Annotated in this window: 26 protein-coding genes; 20 read left to right on the plus strand and 6 right to left on the minus strand. The window is 60.8% G+C overall.

Annotation, left to right across the window (positions count from 1 at the left end):
- Positions 1 to 5: 5 nt before the first annotated feature.
- The 8 genes from lptC to VQ067_RS23860 all read left to right on the plus strand — a co-directional run bounded on the left by lptC (position 6) and on the right by VQ067_RS23860 (position 5564).
- Entirely contained in the window at positions 6 to 578 is a 573-nt protein-coding gene (gene lptC / locus VQ067_RS23825; protein WP_003094353.1) for an LPS export ABC transporter periplasmic protein LptC, read from the plus strand.
- Positions 565 to 1092, plus strand: coding sequence for a lipopolysaccharide transport periplasmic protein LptA (lptA, locus tag VQ067_RS23830; RefSeq protein ID WP_003120916.1), 528 nt, complete (start codon positions 565 to 567; stop codon positions 1090 to 1092). The genes lptC and lptA overlap by 14 nt, the downstream gene beginning before the upstream one ends.
- Positions 1092 to 1817: an LPS export ABC transporter ATP-binding protein gene (gene lptB, locus VQ067_RS23835; RefSeq protein ID WP_003094355.1), complete on the plus strand. Its 726-nt coding sequence runs from the start codon at positions 1092 to 1094 to the stop codon at positions 1815 to 1817. The genes lptA and lptB overlap by 1 nt, the downstream gene beginning before the upstream one ends.
- A gap of 225 nt (positions 1818 to 2042) precedes the next feature.
- The gene (locus VQ067_RS23840; protein ID WP_003094357.1) at positions 2043 to 3536 is read left to right on the plus strand and encodes an RNA polymerase factor sigma-54; all 1494 of its coding nucleotides are present in this window, start codon (positions 2043 to 2045) and stop codon (positions 3534 to 3536) included.
- A 77-nt stretch (positions 3537 to 3613) separates the two neighbouring features.
- Positions 3614 to 3922: a ribosome hibernation-promoting factor, HPF/YfiA family gene (hpf, locus tag VQ067_RS23845; RefSeq protein WP_003094359.1), complete on the plus strand. Its 309-nt coding sequence runs from the start codon at positions 3614 to 3616 to the stop codon at positions 3920 to 3922.
- A gap of 13 nt (positions 3923 to 3935) precedes the next feature.
- Positions 3936 to 4400, plus strand: a complete 465-nt coding sequence (ptsN, locus tag VQ067_RS23850; protein ID WP_003098853.1) for a PTS IIA-like nitrogen regulatory protein PtsN — start codon at positions 3936 to 3938, stop codon at positions 4398 to 4400.
- A 1-nt stretch (position 4401) separates the two neighbouring features.
- Positions 4402 to 5262 carry an RNase adapter RapZ gene (gene rapZ, locus VQ067_RS23855; protein WP_003094361.1) on the plus strand — a complete coding sequence of 287 codons (861 nt, stop codon included), beginning with the start codon at positions 4402 to 4404 and terminating at the stop codon, positions 5260 to 5262.
- Between the two features lie 29 nt (positions 5263 to 5291).
- Entirely contained in the window at positions 5292 to 5564 is a 273-nt protein-coding gene (locus VQ067_RS23860) for an HPr family phosphocarrier protein (protein ID WP_003094362.1), read from the plus strand.
- Positions 5565 to 5594: 30 nt separating this feature from the next.
- Here VQ067_RS23860 and VQ067_RS23865 read toward each other — a convergent pair whose 3' ends face one another.
- Genes VQ067_RS23865 through VQ067_RS23875 form a run of 3 tightly spaced genes read right to left on the minus strand, consistent with a single transcriptional unit; the run spans position 5595 to position 7523 of the window.
- On the minus strand, positions 5595 to 6710 hold the full coding sequence (locus tag VQ067_RS23865) for a phage integrase (protein ID WP_033994811.1): 1116 nt from the start codon (positions 6708 to 6710) through the stop codon (positions 5595 to 5597).
- Positions 6711 to 6714: 4 nt separating this feature from the next.
- The gene (locus VQ067_RS23870) at positions 6715 to 7266 is read right to left on the minus strand and encodes a WYL domain-containing protein (protein WP_033994812.1); all 552 of its coding nucleotides are present in this window, start codon (positions 7264 to 7266) and stop codon (positions 6715 to 6717) included.
- On the minus strand, positions 7263 to 7523 hold the full coding sequence (locus VQ067_RS23875) for a helix-turn-helix domain-containing protein (RefSeq protein ID WP_308463123.1): 261 nt from the start codon (positions 7521 to 7523) through the stop codon (positions 7263 to 7265). Before VQ067_RS23875 ends, VQ067_RS23870 begins: the two co-directional genes overlap by 4 nt.
- Positions 7524 to 7620: 97 nt before the next feature.
- On the opposite strand from VQ067_RS23875, the gene VQ067_RS23880 reads away from it, so the two are divergent.
- From VQ067_RS23880 to VQ067_RS23920, 9 genes are all read left to right on the plus strand, one after another.
- A complete protein-coding gene (locus VQ067_RS23880; protein WP_033994814.1) occupies positions 7621 to 7851 on the plus strand; it encodes a hypothetical protein in 231 nt (76 codons plus the stop codon).
- 10 nt (positions 7852 to 7861) lie between these two features.
- On the plus strand, positions 7862 to 10552 hold the full coding sequence (locus VQ067_RS23885) for a toprim domain-containing protein (protein WP_033994816.1): 2691 nt from the start codon (positions 7862 to 7864) through the stop codon (positions 10550 to 10552).
- 437 nt (positions 10553 to 10989) lie between these two features.
- Positions 10990 to 11391 (plus strand): hypothetical protein, encoded by a 402-nt coding sequence (locus VQ067_RS23890; RefSeq protein WP_033994818.1) that lies wholly within the window; start codon positions 10990 to 10992, stop codon positions 11389 to 11391.
- Positions 11392 to 11405: 14 nt separating this feature from the next.
- On the plus strand, positions 11406 to 11753 hold the full coding sequence (locus VQ067_RS23895) for a DUF7673 family protein (RefSeq protein WP_023107726.1): 348 nt from the start codon (positions 11406 to 11408) through the stop codon (positions 11751 to 11753).
- Between the two features lie 29 nt (positions 11754 to 11782).
- Positions 11783 to 12142, plus strand: coding sequence for a DUF7673 family protein (locus tag VQ067_RS23900; protein ID WP_033994819.1), 360 nt, complete (start codon positions 11783 to 11785; stop codon positions 12140 to 12142).
- A 68-nt stretch (positions 12143 to 12210) separates the two neighbouring features.
- A complete protein-coding gene (locus tag VQ067_RS23905; protein WP_340080921.1) occupies positions 12211 to 12477 on the plus strand; it encodes a hypothetical protein in 267 nt (88 codons plus the stop codon).
- Complete coding sequence (locus tag VQ067_RS23910; protein ID WP_019725797.1) at positions 12470 to 12715, plus strand: Arc family DNA-binding protein; 246 nt, start codon at positions 12470 to 12472, stop codon at positions 12713 to 12715. Before VQ067_RS23905 ends, VQ067_RS23910 begins: the two co-directional genes overlap by 8 nt.
- A complete protein-coding gene (locus VQ067_RS23915) occupies positions 12712 to 12942 on the plus strand; it encodes a hypothetical protein (protein WP_031633744.1) in 231 nt (76 codons plus the stop codon). Before VQ067_RS23910 ends, VQ067_RS23915 begins: the two co-directional genes overlap by 4 nt.
- Positions 12939 to 13217 carry a hypothetical protein gene (locus VQ067_RS23920; RefSeq protein ID WP_023107722.1) on the plus strand — a complete coding sequence of 93 codons (279 nt, stop codon included), beginning with the start codon at positions 12939 to 12941 and terminating at the stop codon, positions 13215 to 13217. The genes VQ067_RS23915 and VQ067_RS23920 overlap by 4 nt, the downstream gene beginning before the upstream one ends.
- A gap of 566 nt (positions 13218 to 13783) precedes the next feature.
- Here VQ067_RS23920 and VQ067_RS23925 read toward each other — a convergent pair.
- From VQ067_RS23925 to VQ067_RS23935, 3 genes are read right to left on the minus strand one after another with little or no spacing between them, the layout of a single operon-like run.
- Positions 13784 to 14041, minus strand: coding sequence for an ogr/Delta-like zinc finger family protein (locus VQ067_RS23925; RefSeq protein ID WP_019725794.1), 258 nt, complete (start codon positions 14039 to 14041; stop codon positions 13784 to 13786).
- A gap of 45 nt (positions 14042 to 14086) precedes the next feature.
- Positions 14087 to 14941: a phage portal protein gene (locus VQ067_RS23930; RefSeq protein WP_340080922.1), complete on the minus strand. Its 855-nt coding sequence runs from the start codon at positions 14939 to 14941 to the stop codon at positions 14087 to 14089.
- Entirely contained in the window at positions 14853 to 16901 is a 2049-nt protein-coding gene (locus tag VQ067_RS23935; RefSeq protein ID WP_340080923.1) for a terminase large subunit domain-containing protein, read from the minus strand. The genes VQ067_RS23930 and VQ067_RS23935 overlap by 89 nt, the downstream gene beginning before the upstream one ends.
- A 157-nt stretch (positions 16902 to 17058) precedes the next feature.
- Here VQ067_RS23935 and VQ067_RS23940 point away from each other — a divergent pair, with 157 nt between their 5' ends.
- Genes VQ067_RS23940 through gpM form a run of 3 tightly spaced genes read left to right on the plus strand, consistent with a single transcriptional unit; the run spans position 17059 to position 19765 of the window.
- Complete coding sequence (locus VQ067_RS23940) at positions 17059 to 18012, plus strand: GPO family capsid scaffolding protein (RefSeq protein ID WP_019725791.1); 954 nt, start codon at positions 17059 to 17061, stop codon at positions 18010 to 18012.
- Positions 18012 to 19034 (plus strand): phage major capsid protein, P2 family, encoded by a 1023-nt coding sequence (locus VQ067_RS23945; RefSeq protein WP_012074147.1) that lies wholly within the window; start codon positions 18012 to 18014, stop codon positions 19032 to 19034. Before VQ067_RS23940 ends, VQ067_RS23945 begins: the two co-directional genes overlap by 1 nt.
- Positions 19031 to 19765, plus strand: a complete 735-nt coding sequence (gene gpM, locus VQ067_RS23950) for a phage terminase small subunit (protein WP_340080924.1) — start codon at positions 19031 to 19033, stop codon at positions 19763 to 19765. Before VQ067_RS23945 ends, gpM begins: the two co-directional genes overlap by 4 nt.
- Positions 19766 to 19796 lie beyond the last annotated feature (31 nt).

A 19796-nucleotide genomic window follows, 5' to 3' on the forward strand; every position in this document is an offset into this window, starting at 1 on the left:
CGACCATGCCGAAGACACTACGCCAGAAACTGCTGCTCGCCCTGATCGCCCTGTTGCTGATCGTCGCGGGCTACTACTGGAACGTCGGGCTCGAGCTGTTCAACGAACAGCCGACCCGCCCCGGCCAGGACAACACCATCGACTACTATGCCGAGAATGCCCATAGCCTCCAGTACCAGGAGGACGGCAGCCTCGACTACGAGATGACCGCGGTGAAGCTGGAGCACCAGAAAGCCACGGACATCACTTTCGTCACCACCCCCGACCTGCTGCTCTTCCGTGGCAACGTGCAACCCTGGCACATCCAGAGCGCCCGCGCCGAAGTCGGACCGAAAGGCAAGGAGGTCGAACTCATCGACGACGTGCGCGTCGCACGTACCGATGCCAAGGGCCAACCAAGCATCCTGACCACCACTCGGCTGACCGTATTCCCCGACAAGAATTATGCACAGACCGAGCAAGCCGTTAAAATCGACGCGGCCAATGGAGTGACGACGGCTGTTGGAATGAAAGCGTATCTGAAAGACAGCCGGATGCACCTGCTGTCCAACGTAAGAGGTCAGCATGAGGTTCGTTAATACCCTCCCCCTTATTTTCGGTCTGACTGCCGCCCTCGGCAGCTCCATGGCCTTGGCCCTGCCTTCGGACCGCGAACAACCGATCCGCGTCCAGGCCGACAGCGCCGAACTGGACGACAAGCAGGGCGTCGCGGTCTACCGCGGCGACGTCGTGGTGACCCAGGGCAGCACCAAGCTGACCGGCAACACCGTGACCCTGAAACAGGACAAGAACGGCGACATCGAGGTCGTGACCTCGGTCGGCAAGCCTGCCTACTACGAGCAGAAACCCGCTCCGGACAAGGACGTGACCAAGGCCTATGGCCTGACCATCCAGTACTTCGTCACGCAGAACCGGGTCGTGCTGATCGACCAGGCCAAGGTGATCCAGGAAGGCAACACCTTCGAAGGCGAGAAGATCGTCTATGACACCCAGCGCCAGATCGTCAACGCGGGTCGTGCCACCGGCTCCCAGGTGACCAGCCCGCGCCCGCGCATCGACATGGTCATCCAGCCGAAGAAAAAGGCCCAGTAATGGCAACGCTCAAAGCCCAGCACCTGGCCAAAAGCTATAAAGGCCGGCAAGTCGTCCGCGACGTCAGCATGTCCATCGATAGCGGGCAGATCGTCGGCCTGCTCGGTCCGAACGGTGCCGGCAAGACCACCTGCTTCTACATGATCGTCGGCCTGGTCCAGGCCGACCAGGGCGTGGTCCGCATCGACGAGCAGAACGTCACCCACCTGCCGATGCACGGGCGCGCCCGGGCCGGCATCGGCTACCTGCCGCAGGAAGCCTCGATCTTCCGCAAGCTGTCGGTATCCGACAACATCATGGCGATCCTCGAGACCCGCAGCGACCTCGATCGCAACGGTCGCAAGGAAGCCCTGGAAGGCCTGCTGCAGGAATTCCACATCCACCACATCCGCGACAACCTCGGCATGAGCCTGTCCGGCGGCGAACGACGCCGGGTGGAAATCGCCCGCGCCCTGGCCAGCGCGCCGAAATTCATCCTCCTCGACGAGCCCTTCGCCGGCGTGGACCCGATCTCGGTCGGCGACATCAAGCAGATCATCCATCACCTCAAGGCGAAGGGTATCGGCATCCTCATCACCGACCACAACGTCCGCGAGACCCTGGACATCTGTGAAACGGCGTATATCGTCAATGATGGGCAGTTGATCGCGGAGGGGGATGCCGAGAGCATCCTCGCCAACGACCTGGTCAAGGAAGTCTACCTGGGGCACGAGTTCCGCCTCTGAAGAAATCTCCTAGCGCGCCCTCCGGCCTCGCCGGAGCGGTTCCGCTCGCCCGCGGTTTCGCAACCGCGAGTGCCGCCTGGAGCGGATGATTTATTCAGAGCAACCCTAGGCAAAGTACGAAAATTCAGGCATATAATTTGCTTCCTGGCGGTGCCGCCACCTCGGCACCCGTAGTAGTGGATGGTGCCATCCGGTACCAGCGAATAAGGTACTAAGCCCTCAGCCATGAAACCATCGCTAGTCCTCAAGATGGGCCAGCAGCTGACGATGACGCCGCAGCTGCAACAGGCCATACGCCTCCTCCAGCTATCCACCCTGGACCTCCAGCAGGAAATCCAGGAAGCGCTGGAATCCAATCCCATGCTCGAACGCCAGGAAGACGGCGACGATTTCGACAACAGCGACCCTCTCGCCGATGGCGCCGAACAGGCGGCCAGCGCGCCCCAGGAGAGCCCTCTCCAGGAAAGCGCCACGCCCAGCGTCGAAAGCCTCGACGACGACCAGTGGAGCGAACGCATACCCAGCGAGTTGCCGGTGGATACCGCCTGGGAAGACATCTACCAGACCAGCGCCAGCAGCCTGCCCAGCAACGACGATGACGAATGGGACTTCACCGCGCGCACCAGCAGCGGCGAGAGCCTGCACAGCCACCTGCTCTGGCAGGTCAACCTGGCACCGATGTCGGACACCGATCGGATGATCGCGGTGACCATCATCGATAGCATCAACAACGATGGCTACCTCGAAGAGTCCCTCGAAGAAATCCTCGCCGCCATCGATCCGGAACTGGACGTCGAGCTCGACGAAGTGGAAGTCGTGCTGCGCCGCATCCAGCAACTGGAACCCGCCGGCATCGGCGCCCGCAACCTGCGCGAGTGCCTGCTGCTGCAACTGCGCCAGTTGCCGTCCACCACGCCCTGGCTGAACGAAGCGCTGCGCCTGGTATCCGACTACCTCGACCTGCTCGGCGGCCGCGACTACAGCCAATTGATGCGGCGCATGAAGCTCAAGGAAGACGAACTGCGTCAGGTCATCGAGCTGATCCAGTGCCTGCATCCCCGGCCCGGTTCGCAGATCGAATCGAGCGAAGCCGAATACATCGTCCCCGACGTCATCGTGCGCAAGGACAACGAGCGCTGGCTGGTCGAGCTGAACCAGGAGGCGATGCCGCGCCTGCGCGTCAACGCCACCTACGCCGGCATGGTCCGCCGCGCCGATAGCAGCGCCGACAATACCTTCATGCGCAACCAGTTGCAGGAAGCCCGCTGGTTCATCAAGAGCCTGCAGAGCCGCAACGAAACGCTGATGAAGGTCGCCACCCAGATCGTCGAGCACCAGCGCGGTTTCCTCGACTACGGCGAAGAAGCCATGAAGCCGCTGGTCCTGCATGACATCGCCGAAGCGGTGGGCATGCACGAATCGACCATTTCGCGGGTCACCACGCAGAAATACATGCATACGCCGCGCGGCATTTTCGAGCTGAAATATTTCTTTTCAAGTCACGTCAGCACCGCCGAAGGCGGGGAATGCTCGTCCACCGCGATCCGCGCGATCATCAAGAAACTGGTGGCCGCGGAAAATGCGAAAAAGCCATTGAGCGACAGCAAGATCGCTGGTTTACTGGAGGCACAGGGCATTCAAGTGGCTCGCCGCACCGTCGCCAAATACCGCGAATCCCTGGGCATAGCCCCTTCGAGCGAGCGCAAGCGACTGGTGTGACGTTGATCCACGCCAAGGTGTTCCGGAGGCAGGTTGCTAACCTGCCACTTACACACGGGCAACAAGGAGAACGCGGTATGCAAGTCAACATCAGTGGCCATCAACTGGATGTGACCGACGCCCTGCGCGACTATGTCGGCGAGAAACTGAGCCGTCTGGAGCGCCATTTCGACAAGATCACCAATGTTCAGGTGATCATGGAGGTCGAGAAACTGAAGCAGAAGATCGAAGCCACCCTGCGCATCGCCGGTGGCGAGATCGTAGCCAATGCGGAACATGAGGACATGTACGCGGCCATCGACCTGCTGATCGACAAACTCGACCGTCAACTGATCAAACACAAAGAGAAGTATCTCGAACGGCAGCAAGGCGTAGGCGCCCGCTGATCTCCCCTCCCCTATGATCCGACTTGAGCAAATCCTGACCCCCGGCCGTTCCCTCGTGAACGTGCCGGGCGGCAGCAAGAAACGCGTACTCGAACAAATCGCCAACCTGGTAGCCAGGGAGCTGCCGGAGTTCGACGCCCAGACCATCTTCGAAAACCTGGTGGCCCGGGAAAAACTCGGCTCCACCGGCTTCGGCAATGGCATCGCCATTCCGCACTGCCGCCTGTCTGGCTGCCAGAGCCCCATCAGCGCCGTGCTGCACCTGGATGCTCCCGTGGACTTCGACGCGCTGGACGGCGCGCCGGTCGACCTGCTCTTCGTCCTGCTGGTACCGGAGGCCGCGACCGAGGAACATCTCGAACTGCTCCGGCAGATCGCCGCCATGCTCGACCGTGCCGACGTACGCGACCGCCTGCGCAGCGCTCCCACTGCCGAAGCGCTTTATCAGATCGTGGTAGACGTACAGAACGGGCAATGACATGCGCCTGATCATCGTCAGCGGCCGCTCGGGCTCGGGCAAGAGCACCGCCCTGAACGTCCTCGAAGACAACGGCTTCTATTGCATCGACAACCTTCCCGCCAGCCTGCTTCCCGACCTGGCGCAGCGCGCCCTGTTGCACACGGAGCTACTGCAGCCACAGGTGGCGGTGTCGATCGACGCCCGCAACCTGCCCAGCCAGTTGCAGCGCTTCCCCGAACTGTTGCAGGAAGTGCGGGACAACCACATCAACTGCGATGTGCTGTATCTCGACGCCGACGACGAGACGCTGCTCAAACGATTCTCGGAAACCCGCCGGCGCCACCCGCTGACCACCGACACCCGTTCGCTGGCGGAGGCGATTGGCGACGAGAGCCAATTGCTCGGACCGATCGCCGACCTCGCCGACCTTAAGCTGGACACCACCAGCCTCAACCTCTATCAGTTGCGCGACACCATCAAACTGCGCCTGTTGAACAAGCCGGAACCCGGCACCGCGTTCCTCGTCGAATCCTTTGGCTTCAAGCGCGGCATGCCAGTCGACGCCGACCTGGTGTTCGATGTGCGCTGCCTGCCGAACCCCTACTGGAAGCCCGAGTTGCGCGATCATTCGGGGCTGGAGCCGGAAGTCCGCGAGTATCTGGCCGCCCAGCCGGACGTCGAGGAAATGTACCAGGACATCGTCGGCTACCTGAACAAATGGTTGCCGCGCTTCGCCGCCAGTAACCGCTCATATGTAACAGTTGCGATAGGCTGTACCGGCGGGCACCATCGTTCGGTCTACCTCGCCGAGCGGATTGGCGCTGCACTCAGGGATTCCCTGAAGAACGTGCAGATTCGCCACCGCGATCTCAGCAGCTAGCCCATAACAAGAAGGACAGACTCCCCAAGATGCCCGCCCTCGAGATCACCATCATCAACAAGCTCGGTCTGCACGCCCGCGCGGCGGCCAAGTTCGTCGGCGTCGCGGGGCGCTACCCTTGCCAGGTCCGAGTCGGCCGCAATCCTGAAAGCTGCGTCGACGGCAAGAGCATCATGGCCGTGATGATGCTGGCTGCCGGCAAGGGCACCAACCTGCACCTGCATACCGAAGGCGAACAGGAAGACGAGGCGTTGAACGCGCTGGTCGAACTGATCAACAACAGGTTTGACGAGGGCGAGTGAACGCCCTCACCTTTCATCCTTAAAGCCGCTTCACACCTGGGCTACAGCCTGACCCTGTGCGTCCACACCAGGTTCGCATTCCTTTTCAGCGTCCACGAAACGTCCACACCCCTGGGCCAGGGGATTCAGGTTGACGACTTCGGCCAAGTGTCCGGGGCTGAAATGTGCATAGCGCATCGTCATCTGGAGAGTCGCGTGGCCCAGCACGCGCTGCAGGGTCAGGATGTCACCACCGTTCATCATGTAATGACTTGCGAAGGTATGGCGCAGCACATGGGTCAGTTGCCCTTTCGGCAGTTGCAGATCCAGTTCGGCCACCGCCAGCTCGAACGCCTTGTAGGTCGCCGAGTAGGACGATCTCCAGGGGAGCGCCCCCTCAAGCGACTTCTGCAGCTCTGCAGAAATCGGCACTGCGCGGTTTCTTGCCGACTTAGTGCGGACGAAGTGGATTCGACCATCCCGCACCTGCAGAGGTGTCAAATTCATTGCTTCGGACCACCTGGCACCAGTGGCTAAGCAGACCCGGGCAACCATACCAACCGTGGACGGGTGTTGATCCAGCTTGGCCAGCAAAAGCGGGATCTGTTCCCGGCTCAGGTAGCCCATTTCCGTCTCGTCCTGCTTGAGCGCTCGAACCTTCGCCAACGGGTTCTCACCTGTCCACTTCTCCAGACGCTCCAGCTCATTGAACATGGCCCGCAGGTGCACCAGTTCGTGGTTCAACGTCTTGGCACCTACAGGCTTGGCCGCCTGCCCTTTCTTCTTGCCTGACCCAGTTTTGAGCCGCCCCCACTTCCCTGCAATCCGGGCAGCACGATAGTCGGCAAACATCTCGGCGGTGAAGGTGCAAACCATCGGGTCGCCGATTCGCGCCACAGTGGTCAGCATTTCGCGGCGTCGCTTGTCGCCTTGCTTTAAGGTGTTGCCGTGCATGGTGAACCACAGCCCCACCAGTTCACTCAGGCGGCGTTCGTCGCGTTTCGGCTTCTTCTCAAACTCGCCCTTGGAGCCGTCGCCCATGATTCGACGTTCCAAGTGCATGGCTTCGTTCTTCGACTTCACCAGCCGGCGGATCCGCGGGCCTGACCTTCCCTCTGGCCGGCAATCCACCAACCACTGGCCATTGTCCTGTTTCTTGATCGACATGGGTTTAACTACGAGCCCGGCGCTTAACGCCCAGGATCTTGCGCAGGGTGTTGATCTCGCCAGTAGCCGTATCCGTAACCTTGTTGCGTGGATACACGCGATCCAGGCGGAAGGTGCGGGGCTCGTTGCGCATGTGGCAGAGGCCTACAAAGTAGGTGTCGTCTTCACCGGCCACCACCTTATGCACCGTCACTTCGCGGTCGGAGTACTCGCCTTGCGCGTTGCGGTAGTTGAAGCGGATCTGCTTCGCCCCCGTCCAAATCGTTTCGCCTTGGATGTACTCAGCATCGTTGTGCTCGAAGGTGTTATTCGCGCGTGCTTCTGAGCTACGGCCATTCTCGGCCACGTCAATCCACTGCTGAGCCAGCGCCTGGCTGCTCTTGCCCTTCTTCTTGTGGCGGATGAATCGAATGGTCTCGACGATGGCCCACACTAGGTAGATGGCCATCGCGGACTTCACCCACTCAGCATCACTCGTTACAGCCGTCAACCCCAAAGCCAGGACAAAGTAGCCACACCAGACATAGAGCGGCCGAATCGGTTCTGGCAGCTTCATTTCTGCTGCTCCAGCGGACTGATCTGACCGCAATCGGGCGCGGTGTCACCAGTCATCAGCCATAGAACGTACTTCTTGAATCGCGTATGGCCCGTGATCTTCAACAGCGCAACGGAACTCACCTCAAGGCGTAGGGCAAGCTCATATTTCTTGTAGCTGCTCAGGCTGATACCCGTCGCCTCACACAGCTCCGCTTGGGTCATTCCCTCCCTTATCCGAATCGCCTTCAGCTTCTCCGCTAACTCCATTAGTTGCATTTTCCTCTTGACATGGTTCCGTATGGGTACTTACACTGGTTCCGTATGGGTACTTTTGACCCAAATATCCACAAATATCAGTCAGGAGATTATCAGAATGCAGATTGCTATCGACACGCCATACGTGACTGTCGCCGAGTTCGTGAAGCGATCCGGCCAGTCCAAAAGCGCTGTGGAAAACGAGATCAGGGCAGGCCATTACCTGATACGGCCAAAGAGGGAGGGCTCGCGTGGGGCCGTGCTGATCAACATGGTTCACATGGCCCTGGAAGCTGCAGAGCAGGCGCAGCGAGTGCGCAACGAATCGAAAGCTGGTCAGCAGCAGTAAGGGAACCGGAATGAACGCACGTGTAAGCCAGGACCAGTTCGACGAGATCTACCGTCAGGACGTTCTGCCGGCGCTGGAAAGCGACGCCGAACTGGATTTCAAGCCGCATGAGGCTTCGGAAAAGTACCTGAACAACGGGGTATGCCCGGGCTGTGGGAAGCGCTCGCTGTACATCAGTCGCCAGAAGCCCTTTCAGCTGAAATGCAATCGGCTCAACAAGTGCCAGTACGAAGAGAAGACCCGCGACCGTTACTCCTACCTGTTCGAAAACCTCTCCGATCGCTTCCCCCGATCGGAGGCCGACCCGCACGCCACCGCTCGCGCCTACCTCCAGCGTGCTCGCGGGTTCAACACTGATCGACTTGCCGGTTGTTACGAGCAAGCGCGGTACAAGACCAAGAGCGGCGAGTGGGTGGAAACCGTCCGGTTCCCGCTGTGCGACGGCTACTGGGAACGCCTGATCGACCAGCGCGGGATCCAGGCCAACGAAGGCAAGAAGGCCCACATCAAGTACGGCACCAACTACCAGAACAAGGGGTGGACACCACCTGGCCAGGTCATCGAGAAGAACGACAAGGTGTTCATCGTCGAAGGGATCTTCCATGCCATCGCGCTGTGGCTCGCCGGCTATAAGGTGATCGCCTCGATCTCGGCCAACAACTTCCCCTGGGCCTACGTCGACGAGCACCAGGGCAAGCTGGTGACGTGGACACTCGCCCTGGACAACGACAAGGCTGGCCGCACCTTCACGGTGAAATACCGCAAGCAGTTGGCGGAAAGGAACGAGCTGGTGGCCGTCGCCCTGCTGCCGCTGCAGGGCAACGGCGAGCCACAGGACTGGGATGACGTCTACCGAATCGGCCGCCTGGACGAAACCCTGGTAAACGATGCCCTGTACGAGGGGCGGCTTTTCACGGCACCCACACCGCTGAACAAGGCCTATGTCATGTTCCAGCGCCTGAATCGGTCGTTCTTCCTGCTGGAGTTCGGCAATCGCCTGTACTCGGCCAGGGTGAACAAGAACGAGCTGCAGACAGATGGTGAAGCCCCGGGCGGTGGTTTCCTGGAAGAGTTCAAGAAGCACACCACCGTCGAGCAGGTCGCCAATTGCGTACCGCACTTCGAATACATCCAGAGCGACGTCATTACCAACGAACAGCAATACTTCTTCCGCGTCGCCTTCCCCAACGGTCGCAACAGCGTGACGGTCGCCCTGACAGCTGGCTCTATCGCTGAGCCGCGGGCCTTCGCCAAAACGCTGCTTGAGCGCACGCCTGGCGGGGTGTTCAACGGTGGCGAGAAGGTTCTGTCGATCCTTCGTGAGCAGTGGACAGAGAACCCGGACGTGGTGCGGACCCTACCATTCGTGGGGTATGACGAAGAAACCGGCACCTATTGCTTCCAAGACTTCGGGTTCATCAAGGGCCGCGAGCTGCTGGCCAACGAACACCGCTATCTCGACACAGGGAAGGGTGCGCTGAAAACCGCGTTGCAAAGCTTGCATATCACCTATGGCGAGCAGGTGAACCTGGACTGGTTCGACGACCTGGTGGCCGTACACCAGATGAACGGCCTGGCCGCTCTTTCCTGGTGGACCGGATCGCTGTTCACCCAACAGATCAAGAAGATGGTCGGTAATTACCCCTACCTGGAGTTCACGGGGCAGGGCGGTGCGGGTAAATCGTCCCTGCTGCGCTTCCTCTGGCGTCTGTTCGGCCGCACCAATCATGAAGGCATCAAGCCTAACGGTGGCGGCACCAGTAACGTGGGCCTGGCCCGTGTACTCGCCCAGGTCAGCAACCTGCCGGTGGTGTTCATCGAATCCGACAGCGAGTCCACCGACAGCCAGGGACGCATCATCATCAACCAGTTCAACTGGGACGATCACAAGGATCTCTTCGACTACAACGGCACATTGCGCACCACTGGTACGAAAACTACCGGTCCCGAAACCGCCAGCCTTCTGTTCCGCGCCGCCCTGTGCATCGCGCAGAACAATCAGGTAGTGGCGAGCGAACCGACCCTGACCCGTATCGTTCACCTGCACGCGACCAGGGACCACCACACCATTGCCTTGAAAGCAGTCGCCGACCGCCTGCACCGCCTCGAGGTCGGCCACCTGGCTGGCTACCTACGTCACTGCCTGGCCAATGAAACCTTGTGGCTGGAGCGCTTCTGGAAAGCCCGCGACACCTACCACAAGTTCTTGCTCGGCGTTAGCGCGCTGAAGCACTTCCGGATCGTTGACTGCCACGCCACGGTTATGGCGGCAGCCTATGCGACCCAGGGACTGCTGCCAGGGTGGACCGACGAACTCCAACTGCAAGTCGTCCAGCATCTCAAGAATCGCGCACAACACAGGCAGCAGGTCATCAGTAGCGAACCCGAGCTGCTGACCAAGTTCTGGAACATCTACCACTTCCTCAATGAGCGGGTGGTAACGATCACCGACCAGGACGGGACCCGGGAAGAGATCCACGAAACTCTCAACCATTCGACCGATCCAGCCTTAATTGCCATCAACCTCGAGCACTTCACCCAAGCCTCGAAGAACGCAGGGCAGGAACTCCTACCCTCGACCTTGCTGCGTCGTGACCTGCCCAAGAGCCAGACCTATGCCTTCATCGAAAACAAAAAGGTTCGATCCGCCCTGGAGAAGCGCCCTCTGCAGTGCTGGATCTTTCAGAAGAGGTGCGTGTGAGCCCGGCGAAGGTCTCGTGTGCGGTTAGAGGTTCAGGTCTTTCCAAGGAAGTCTGCGTAGACCCTCAGTTTGTCCGGAACATATGGAACAAATGAAAAATGAAATATAAATCTCTTTATTTTCAATCACTTAAACATAAAAACACGTTCCACCACTACTGGAACACACAGGAACAATCGGAACAGTTCTGTTCCTTACCTGTTCCAGCAATGTTCCAAGAGCATTTTTCATCGGAACAGCCGGTAAGCCACGTGGCACTAGGGTTACAGCGACTTTCACTTTTCACCTGTTCTCAGGTGTTCCAGTAGCACCGGAACAGCCGGGGAGTACTAGAGGCCACGAATGGCGCGGCCTCCAACTTTTCGGCCCCAGCTGTTCCGGATGTTCCAGACCTGGCGAGGGCATACGCAGAACGGATTTTTTAGGAGAGAACAACGATGGACGCCACCCAACCACTCGCCCAGAACCTGGCCCGCCTGGTCGGCCCGTTCGACCTGGCCAGCAGCACCGCGCACCAGGACTTTCTCTACTGGTGGCGGCGCGGCGCCAAGCTGCTGCGCCTACCGCAGCTACAGCCCCGGCAGGACCGTCACTGGGAAGTCCCCGAGATCGAGGACGACCAACTGCCGCGGATGCTGAAAGCGCTGCACGCCCTGGACGAGCCCCACCAGGCGCTGCTGCTAACGATGCTCAGCCTGGCCGGGTTCAAGCGCTCGGCCTGGCTGCATCAGGAAGCCGGCCTGGAGTTCGGCCAGTTGGCCGCCTGCAGGCTCGGCAACGACGTGTTCCAGATCCTGGTCGGCCTGCTGGCCAACCACCGCGAAACCCCCAACCACTGAGAACGGAGAACCCCATGAACGAATCCATCAGCGCCGCCATGGCCAAGATCTACGCCTACGACCAGGAGCGTCCCGCCCTGATCGCCGCCGGCAACCAGGCGCTGGTCCGCCTGGCCCCCATCGCGCTCCAGCCAACCGACCAGGCGCGCACCATCGGGCGCTTCCTGCTCGGGCTGTACAACGGCGAGGAATTCCCCTTTGACCTGACTGAGCTGCGCGGCCTGGACCTGGATCTGTTCCAGGACTGCCTGGCGGTCCTGGTCATGGATTACAGCCCCGAGCTGGAGGTCCACGAGCGAGTCCCAAACGGCAATGCCATCTGGCAGCGCCTGATCGAGCTGTGGGCCCCGGAAGCGGCTTAACGCCTCAACCACCAACGAAGGACAACACGATGACGAAGAACGAAGAAAACCTGGGCAAGCTCTTTGGAGCCCAACTGGTCAAGTCGCTGATCGATATACAGGCGACCAAGGTACTGCGGCGTCTGGTGCCGGAAGCACTCTGTCACACGGAAACAGGGGGAGTCGTTGGGCGCCTTCTGCTCGGCCTCGAGGATGGAGAGGCACACCCCTTCAACCTGAACGACCTGCGGCGCCTGGATCCGATCCTGCAGGACGAATGCCTGTTGGTCATCGCTCTGGACGGGACCGCCATGTTGAAAGTCCGCCAGCGCATCGAGCGCGACGATAACGGCCGAGTGGTATGGGCCCTGCTGAACAGCATGTGGGCACCGAAACAGCCGAACGCCTGACGGCATGAAGAAGAGGCGTCGAGGAGTAGCCGCTCCCCGACGCCAACCACCAGCGAAGGAGTCACACGATGAAGAAACACCCCAGCGGTAGCAACGCGAAGGCTACCACAGCACCGCGCCATCTGGTTGCCACCGCCATCGTCGGCGGCGCCCTGGTTGCATTCCTGGTCATGAAAACGGACGCGGCCCGGGCCAGGCTGCAGAGCGTCGCCGCCCTGGCCTACAGCCTGGGCGAACTCACCGACCAGGACGTCTCAGTAGTCGCCCAGTTGCTGGCCCGCCCCATACGTCCTACAGCCCCTGCTATCACGTTCGGAGAACACCACCATGTCTAACTCCCGTACCGCCGAGAAGTTCGTAGTGCGCCTACCTGACGGCATGCGCGACCGGGTCGCGGAGACTGCGCGGGACAACCATCGCAGCATGAATTCGGAAATCATCGCCCGCTTGGAACAGACACTGCTCGACGACCAGTCCCGCCAGCACCAGGACCGGCTGGTCCAGTTGCTTAACGCACGGATCGATGCCTTGGAAGAGGAGCTGCAGCTCTACCGCAAGGGAGCCCACGCATGAAAGCTGACCGTCACGGCACCCTGGCCGAGCAGAAGCGGTTTGCCCTGCGCTGGCAAGACGTGAACCAACGCCCGGAATGCGGCAACTGTCGATACCTGCGCACCGAGAAAGCCCCGGCCGCGACCTGCCCAGGCGCTGCCGTCCAGGCGATCCACCACTGCGACCGAGGCGGATTCCTGACGACCAGGACCGCGATCTGCGACCAGCACAAGAGGATCAGCCAATGATCGGCGCGCCGGTTCACCTGCAAGAACGCCGCGTGTTCAATGTCAGCGAAGAGCGTAATCGGCAAGCACGCAAGCAACTGTGGCTGCCGTCCACCTTCGTGATCGTCGAAGCCTCGCCGGTGCTCAACTACTTCAGCGGCCTGGGCGTCGTCCAGATCCCGCTGCCTCCGGGGGAGTTCCTGGTGGGCATGCAGGACCCCGCCGGCGCCCGGCGCTTCGGAATGGTCAGGTTCGAGGGGATCCACGACCTGGAGGGATGGGAGGAACAGGCATAACAAAGGGCGCTTCGGCGCCCTTTCTCACTTTCAGCGGAGGTTAGCGCACAGCAATTGCAGCGCTAAAACGACATAACCAGTTATATACCAGATCAGCACAAAATTATTTTCCAAAAACCAGCATTTAACTAATTTAGCAAAATTTCATTGTAAAAATCCTCCATTCAGAAAAACATTTAATGAGAAAATTATTCTATTGAAATATCGATAATGAAACCGCCACCACCGCCAAACATATCGACACTCCAGAATCCAGCAAAAACCGTTCATCGCCCCATATCCAAAAAATAAAATCAAGCCTGAAAAAGTGCTTGACCAAGCAAAATAGAGACATATAAAGTTTGCTCCCATCAATTGGCCAGCATGGAGTACCGGCAAATGGGAGACCTCACAATTACTGAGCTGCGCGACCAACTTAACGACGTACAGCACGCGCTTAGTTTCGTGAGTGGGGCAGTTGGTTCCGTTCCGCTAACAGAGCCTGAGCGCCTAGGCGCTCAAGTGATTATCAACTGGGTGAACAGCGACCTAGCGGGAACCTCCAAACTGTTGGAGAAGATTGGGCGTCAGGGCAACAACCCCAGTTGATCGAATAAGGCTCGTTGCTGGTGGCGGGGCATTTCGCGGAGACGGTCAAACAGAATTCGCTCCAGCGGCTCCGCTGCCGGAACCAAGGTATGCGAGAACGCGAGATTCATAACGAAACGATGCCCGCATCCCTTAGCATCCAAACACTGGCAATACAACTTGGCGAACTCAGGCGTAATATCTTCCCGCGTTGCGATTCTCGCTTTCGATCCACACAACTTACAGTAGACCCGCATATCTCCCCCCTACGGTCCCGACCAGGAACCTATTTTGCCATAAAGCTAGCCTGCGGAGGCTTCTTTAAACGCAATGCGCCGGTCTTCTCTGAGCACTTCATTCACCTGAAGAAACAGCTGTTGGATCGGCCGAATCTCGTTGTTCATGTACACCCGGTCGATCTTCTCAATGTCACCGAATCCAGCGCTATTCTCCGGAATGATTCCCGCCAGCGCCGGGTTCATTCGCCAAGCGGCGATAACATCATTACGAGTTATGTTCTTGACCTTCTCCAGTTCGTCCTTCGCCTGGAAATCGCCGACCGGGATTATCTGGATCGCCTTTTCAGAACCGCCGGGAATATTGACGAACATAGAACGGAAGTTTCCGACACCCTTACTTGCCGCGATCTGTGCCTTCAATTCCTCTTCGTCTTCATCGCTCAAGTCCGGATCGTTGGTATAGAAGATATAGCCGGCATGCGCTCCGTTGCTGTAGTAGCGCCGGCGAAACAGTGTCGCCGCTTCGTTCAACAGCAGCGACTGGAGCCCGCCCAGGTAGTCGGGTATCCCGTAGATGTTCTGCTCCACGTCGTATTCTTTCAGGTGCAGCACTTCGTCCTGGTCAAACTCCAGTTCCTCACCATGCGGCAGTAACATGGTGTACCCGCCGTCCAATCGGCAACGCATGTTGATCGCCGGCAGGTGCTCCAGCTCCAGGACCTGGCCGGCGATGTTCTCGCGCAGGTACAGGAAGCATTCCCCGAACACCATATGGTCCAGGCCTACACAGCGCATCGTCTGCACGCTGAGCCCGAGGGACGGGAGAAAGTCACGCAACAGCAGGTTGCGCTTGAACGGTGCGATGGCGCCGTGATGGGGGTTTGCGCGCAGCAGCTTGGCCAGCCCCTGGCGCGACACGGGCGGCAGGTAGATCCGCCCGCACTCGCTGGCGAAGACGCCCAGGTACTCGCCGATATTCTGTGTCAGCACCTGTTCCGGTGCGCCGAACGAGAACGCGCGCGCACCGTTGCGCTGTTGTGCCTGCTGCCGTGGTTTTCGCTTTGCCATGGGTCGCCTGTGTCGAGCTGCTGAGGGAATAGCGGCTGCGCCGCCGCTTGTTGGTGTTCAGGGGTTCATGGGCTAGCGCGTGCATGATCGACCAGGCCACGTCGGCGTGGCCGGTAGCCTCGGTCCTCGACGCGCTGTAAGTAATCAGGCCGCTGGCCGTCGTGCCGCGCTTGATCGAGAGGAACGCGGCGGCGACCTCGGTCCAGCCTGCGTCCCACTCGATCCGCCGGCCCTGGATCACATCCTGGGCCTTCAGCACCAAGGCGGTCTTCGCCTCCAGGCTGTAGTGGATAGGCGTAGCCCGGGGATAGAAGTCCTTCACCAGATCGAACACCCCGTAACCGACGCCGGTAATGTCGATGCCGATGTGCTGGACATTGAAGCGCTGACATAACTGCTCGATCTGCCGGGCCTGGTGCGTGAATGACGTACCCCGCCAGCTGTGCTTCTCCAGGATCCGGAACTTGCCGCCCGGCTCCAGGGGCGGGGCAACGACAACGCACGTCGCGTCGTCACGGGTTCGGCTGGGGTCGTACCCAAGCCAGACCGGGCGGTTGTCGAACGGCCGCGGGCTGTCCGGGTCGTAGTCCGTCCACAGGCCCAAGTCGGAATAGCAGCGCTCCAGGTCGGCCAAGGCGAATGCAGCCTGGGTGCTGTCGATGAACTTGCACATGAACAGCTGTTCGAAGCGCTCTTCGTCGTACTCCAGTTGCAGGCGCTCCAGGTCGAACAGGTTGCAGCCGCCGGCGATGGCGTCTTGAATCGTGATGACCTTGCGCCACTGCCCGTCCGGGCACAACGCGCCGGCGTGGATCTGCGCTTCGCTGGGCCACGGCCCGGCCTTCTTTCCGCGCTTGCTGTTGCGGAACTCCTCGCCAGTCCAGTACGGGTACGCCTGGTGCGTTACTGCGCTGGGCGTGGAGAAGTACGTCAGGCGCCACTTTGCATGCGAGGCCATCGCGCTGGCCACCGTCTGCAGCTTCTGGAAATTGGGGATCCAGAACACTTCGTCGATGTAGACGTGGCCGTGGTAGCTCTGCGCCGTATTGCTGTTCGTCGAAAGGAACCGCAGTTCCGCCCACGGCTTGCCGTCCTTGCTCAGTATGATGGGATTGCCGGACAGCTCGATATCGAACCACTGCGCTGCGAACGCAACGATGTAACTCCGGAACACTTCGGACTGGGCGCGGCTGGCGGACAGGAATATCTGGTTGTCGCCGGTCAGCACTGCGTCCATGAATGCTTCGGCGGCGAAGTAGTAGGTCAGCCCGATCTGGCGCGACTTCAGGATGTGGCGGATCCGCGCCGTAAGCGGATTCTTCTTCGCCGCGAACAGCTCCAGCTGGTAGCCGAACATCCGCGACGTGAACTTGTCCAGGAAGTCGATTTCGGTCACGCCTGAGACGTCATTCTTCAACTTTTTGGGCTTGCGTTTTCCCTCTCGTGGCGGGCGCTCGCCGCGCTCCCGGCCGCGCTCGGCGCGGGCGTCCGGTGCGGGCTCGCCTGCAGGTGACGGCGCAGGCCTGACCGCTTGCTTCTGCAGGCGCTCGCGGATCGAGGTCAGTCGGTCCAGTTCGTCAAGGTCTGCTTTCGACAACGCCCCAGGCTTCTCCGCAATCAGCGTGATCCGCCTGCTGATCGCGGCCAGGGGTTCTTCATCTGTCAGCAGTTCGTCCCAGCCGCCCCGGGCGATCCAGTAATAGACGATGCGGACGTTGGGCAGGCCCAGCTGGGCCTGTATCTCCTTCGGCTTCGCCCGCCGGAGATACAGCCGTTTGGCGGCTTCCTTCACTTCGATTGAGTACGACATGGGGCGCAGTCTATGCGCCGAAAATCGCCCTAACGCGCTCCGCAACTGCCTGTTTTTACTAACGAAATCAGATCGCAGGAACGCGCAGTGGATCCGCTTTCTTGGCCCTTCCCCGCTCCCTATCGTGGCGCTCAACGACACCAACCGAGCACCACGAATGCCCCGTTCCCTTGTTTCACCGTGGAAGCGCGTGGCCGTCAGCGGCGACACCGTAGACGGGCGCGTCATCACCGAGCAGGAACTGCGCGACTGCGCGGAAACCTACGACCGCAGTTTCTACACGGCGACGATCTGGGCCGAACATGATCGCTGGAGGGGCGCCCACGGCACGGTCTACGAAGTGCGCCTGGTCGAAGCAAAGGACGACCCGGAACTTGAGCCCGGCCAGGTCAGCTTGGAAGCCCGCCTGCGCCCGAACGACGACCTGCTGGCCCTGAACGACCAGGGCAAAGGCCTGTTCTCCAGCATCGAGATCTGGCCGAACTTCCGCAATTCCGGCCGCTGCTACCTCTCCGGGATGGCCGTCACCGACGAGCCGGCAAGCACCCGCACCCAGGAACTGTATTTCTCCCGCCGCCGCCCCAACGGCGCTGGCGTCCGCTTCTTCACCAGTTCCCACCCCCTCAGCAACCTGCGCGAAGACGACGGCGCGACCGCGCCCGAGGTGCGCGGCCTGATCGCCTCGCTAACCCGCGTGTTCAAGCTCTTCAGCGTCCCCAACACCCCCACCGAAAACCCATCATCCGACGAGGTAGAACCAATGGATGAAGCCACCGCCAAGGCCCTCAAGGCCCTTTACGATCAACTGGTTATCATCCTGGCCGGGCTCCAGGCAGTGATCGAACCCGTCGTCGAGGACGTGGACACCAGCGACACCCAGGAACAAGTCGATGCCGTCGGCGCCGCCGTCCAGGACGTGGTGGACCAGGCTGACGAAGAACGCGACTTCAAGCGCAAGAAGGGCAAGGAAGGCAAGGAAACCAAGGAACTCAGCGCCCGCATGGACGAGCTGCAGGACACCATGGCCAAGCTGCTCAACACCGCCCAGGGGCGCAAGATCCCGCGCACCACTGGCGCCGCCGCCAAGGCTCGCGGTAAGGGGCTGCGCTAATGGGTGCCCTCAGCGAACGCGCCCAGGCGCAGTACCAGCAACTCCAAGAGGACATGGCCGAGGCCTATAACGTCCACGACACCGCCCGCACCTTCGCAGTGGAGCCCACCCACGCCCAGGAACTCAACGACCAGATCACCGAGCGCGCCGATTTCCTCGGTCGCATCAACGTCGTCCCGGTCAGCGAGATCAAGGGCGAAAAGGTTCTGCTGGGCCTGAACGGACCTGCGTCGAGCCGCACCGACACCAGCACCAAGGACCGCGAGCCGCGCGACCTGCTGGACCTGAAGAACAACGAATACGAACTCTTCCATACCGAAACGGACGTGGCCCTGAAGTTCGCCACCATCGACAGCTGGGCGAAGTTCCCGGACTTTGCCGACCGCTACCTGGCGGCGGTTCAGCGCCGCATCGCCCTGGACCGGATCCTGATCGGCTTCCACGGCACCCATGCGGCCAAGCAGACCGACCTTCAGCAATTCCCGATGCTCCAGGACGTGAACAAAGGCTGGCTGCAACTGGCCCGCGAGCTGATCCCGGAACAGGTGCTGAAATCTGCCGACCCGGCCAAGAAAATCGTCATTGGCAAGGGGGGCGACTATGCCAACCTCGACGCGGCTGTGCATGACGTCAAGCAGATGATCGACCCTGTGTTCCGTGACGAAGGCGACCTGGTGGCGATCATCGGTTCCGACCTGCTGGCATACGACAAGGGCAAGCTGTATGCCGCGCAGGGGCAGACCCCGACCGAGAAAGAGCGGATCGAGGAAGCCCAGGTGATCGCCACCTATGGCGGCCTGCCGTCCTTCCTGGTGCCGTTCTTCCCGGTCAAGGGAATCATGGTCACGAGCTGGGACAACCTGTCGATCTACTTCCAAGACACCAGCTGGCGGCGCCATCTTCTGGAGAACCCCAAGCGCTCCCGCGTCGAGGACTACAACGGGCGCAATGAAGGTTACGTGATCGAGCAGTTGGGCAAGTTCGCTGCGCTGGAATCCGATTCCGTGGAGCTTGCGCCGTGAGCCTGGCCCTGGCCCACAAGCGCCGGATTCTGGCCGAGGGCGTGGCGGCTGATGCCGCCACCGTCCCGGCCTACAACCCGAGCGAGGCGCTGAACAGCCCAGCGAACGCGCAGAAGCACCTGGCCCTGATGCTGACCGCCCTGGATGGCGACCTGGAGCGCATCAGCGCGATCAACAGCCGCGAGGAACGCCAGCGCCTGAAGCGCGACGAACTGCTGCCCAAGTATCTGGACTATGTGCAGCGCTACCGCGCCGCCGGCCTGGTCTACCCGAATCCGGTCCTGGTCCAGGTGCTGGTCTGGCTGTTCGACACGGTTCAGTTCGAGGACGGCCTGGAACTGGCCCTGTTCGCTATCGAGCAGGGCCAGGAGATGCCGGAGCGCTTCAAGCGCCGCGATATCCAGACCTTTGTGGCTGATGCCGTCATCGACTGGGCCGAAGCCGAGTACAAGGCCTTGCGCAGTCCCGAACCCTACGTCTCCAACCTCCTGCCGTTGGTCGATGGCCAGTGGACGTTGTTCGAGCGGATCCCGGCGCGCTTCCACAAGGTGCTGGGCCAGATCGCGATGGATAGCGAGGAGTGGACGCAGGCCATCGAGCACTTCGACCGAGCCGTGGAGCTGTATCCGGAAATCGGCGTCGGCACCCGCCGAGCCACCGCCGCCAAGGCGCTGGCCAAGGCAGAAGCCGACGCGAGGACAACCCCGGACGCGCCCCCGGCCAGCCCTTAACCGACTACCCCCCGCAGCGGGGCGCGCCCAG

Source organism: Pseudomonas sp. KBN12P06040 (assembly GCF_037574965.1).
Lineage (GTDB): Bacteria > Pseudomonadota > Gammaproteobacteria > Pseudomonadales > Pseudomonadaceae > Pseudomonas > Pseudomonas aeruginosa.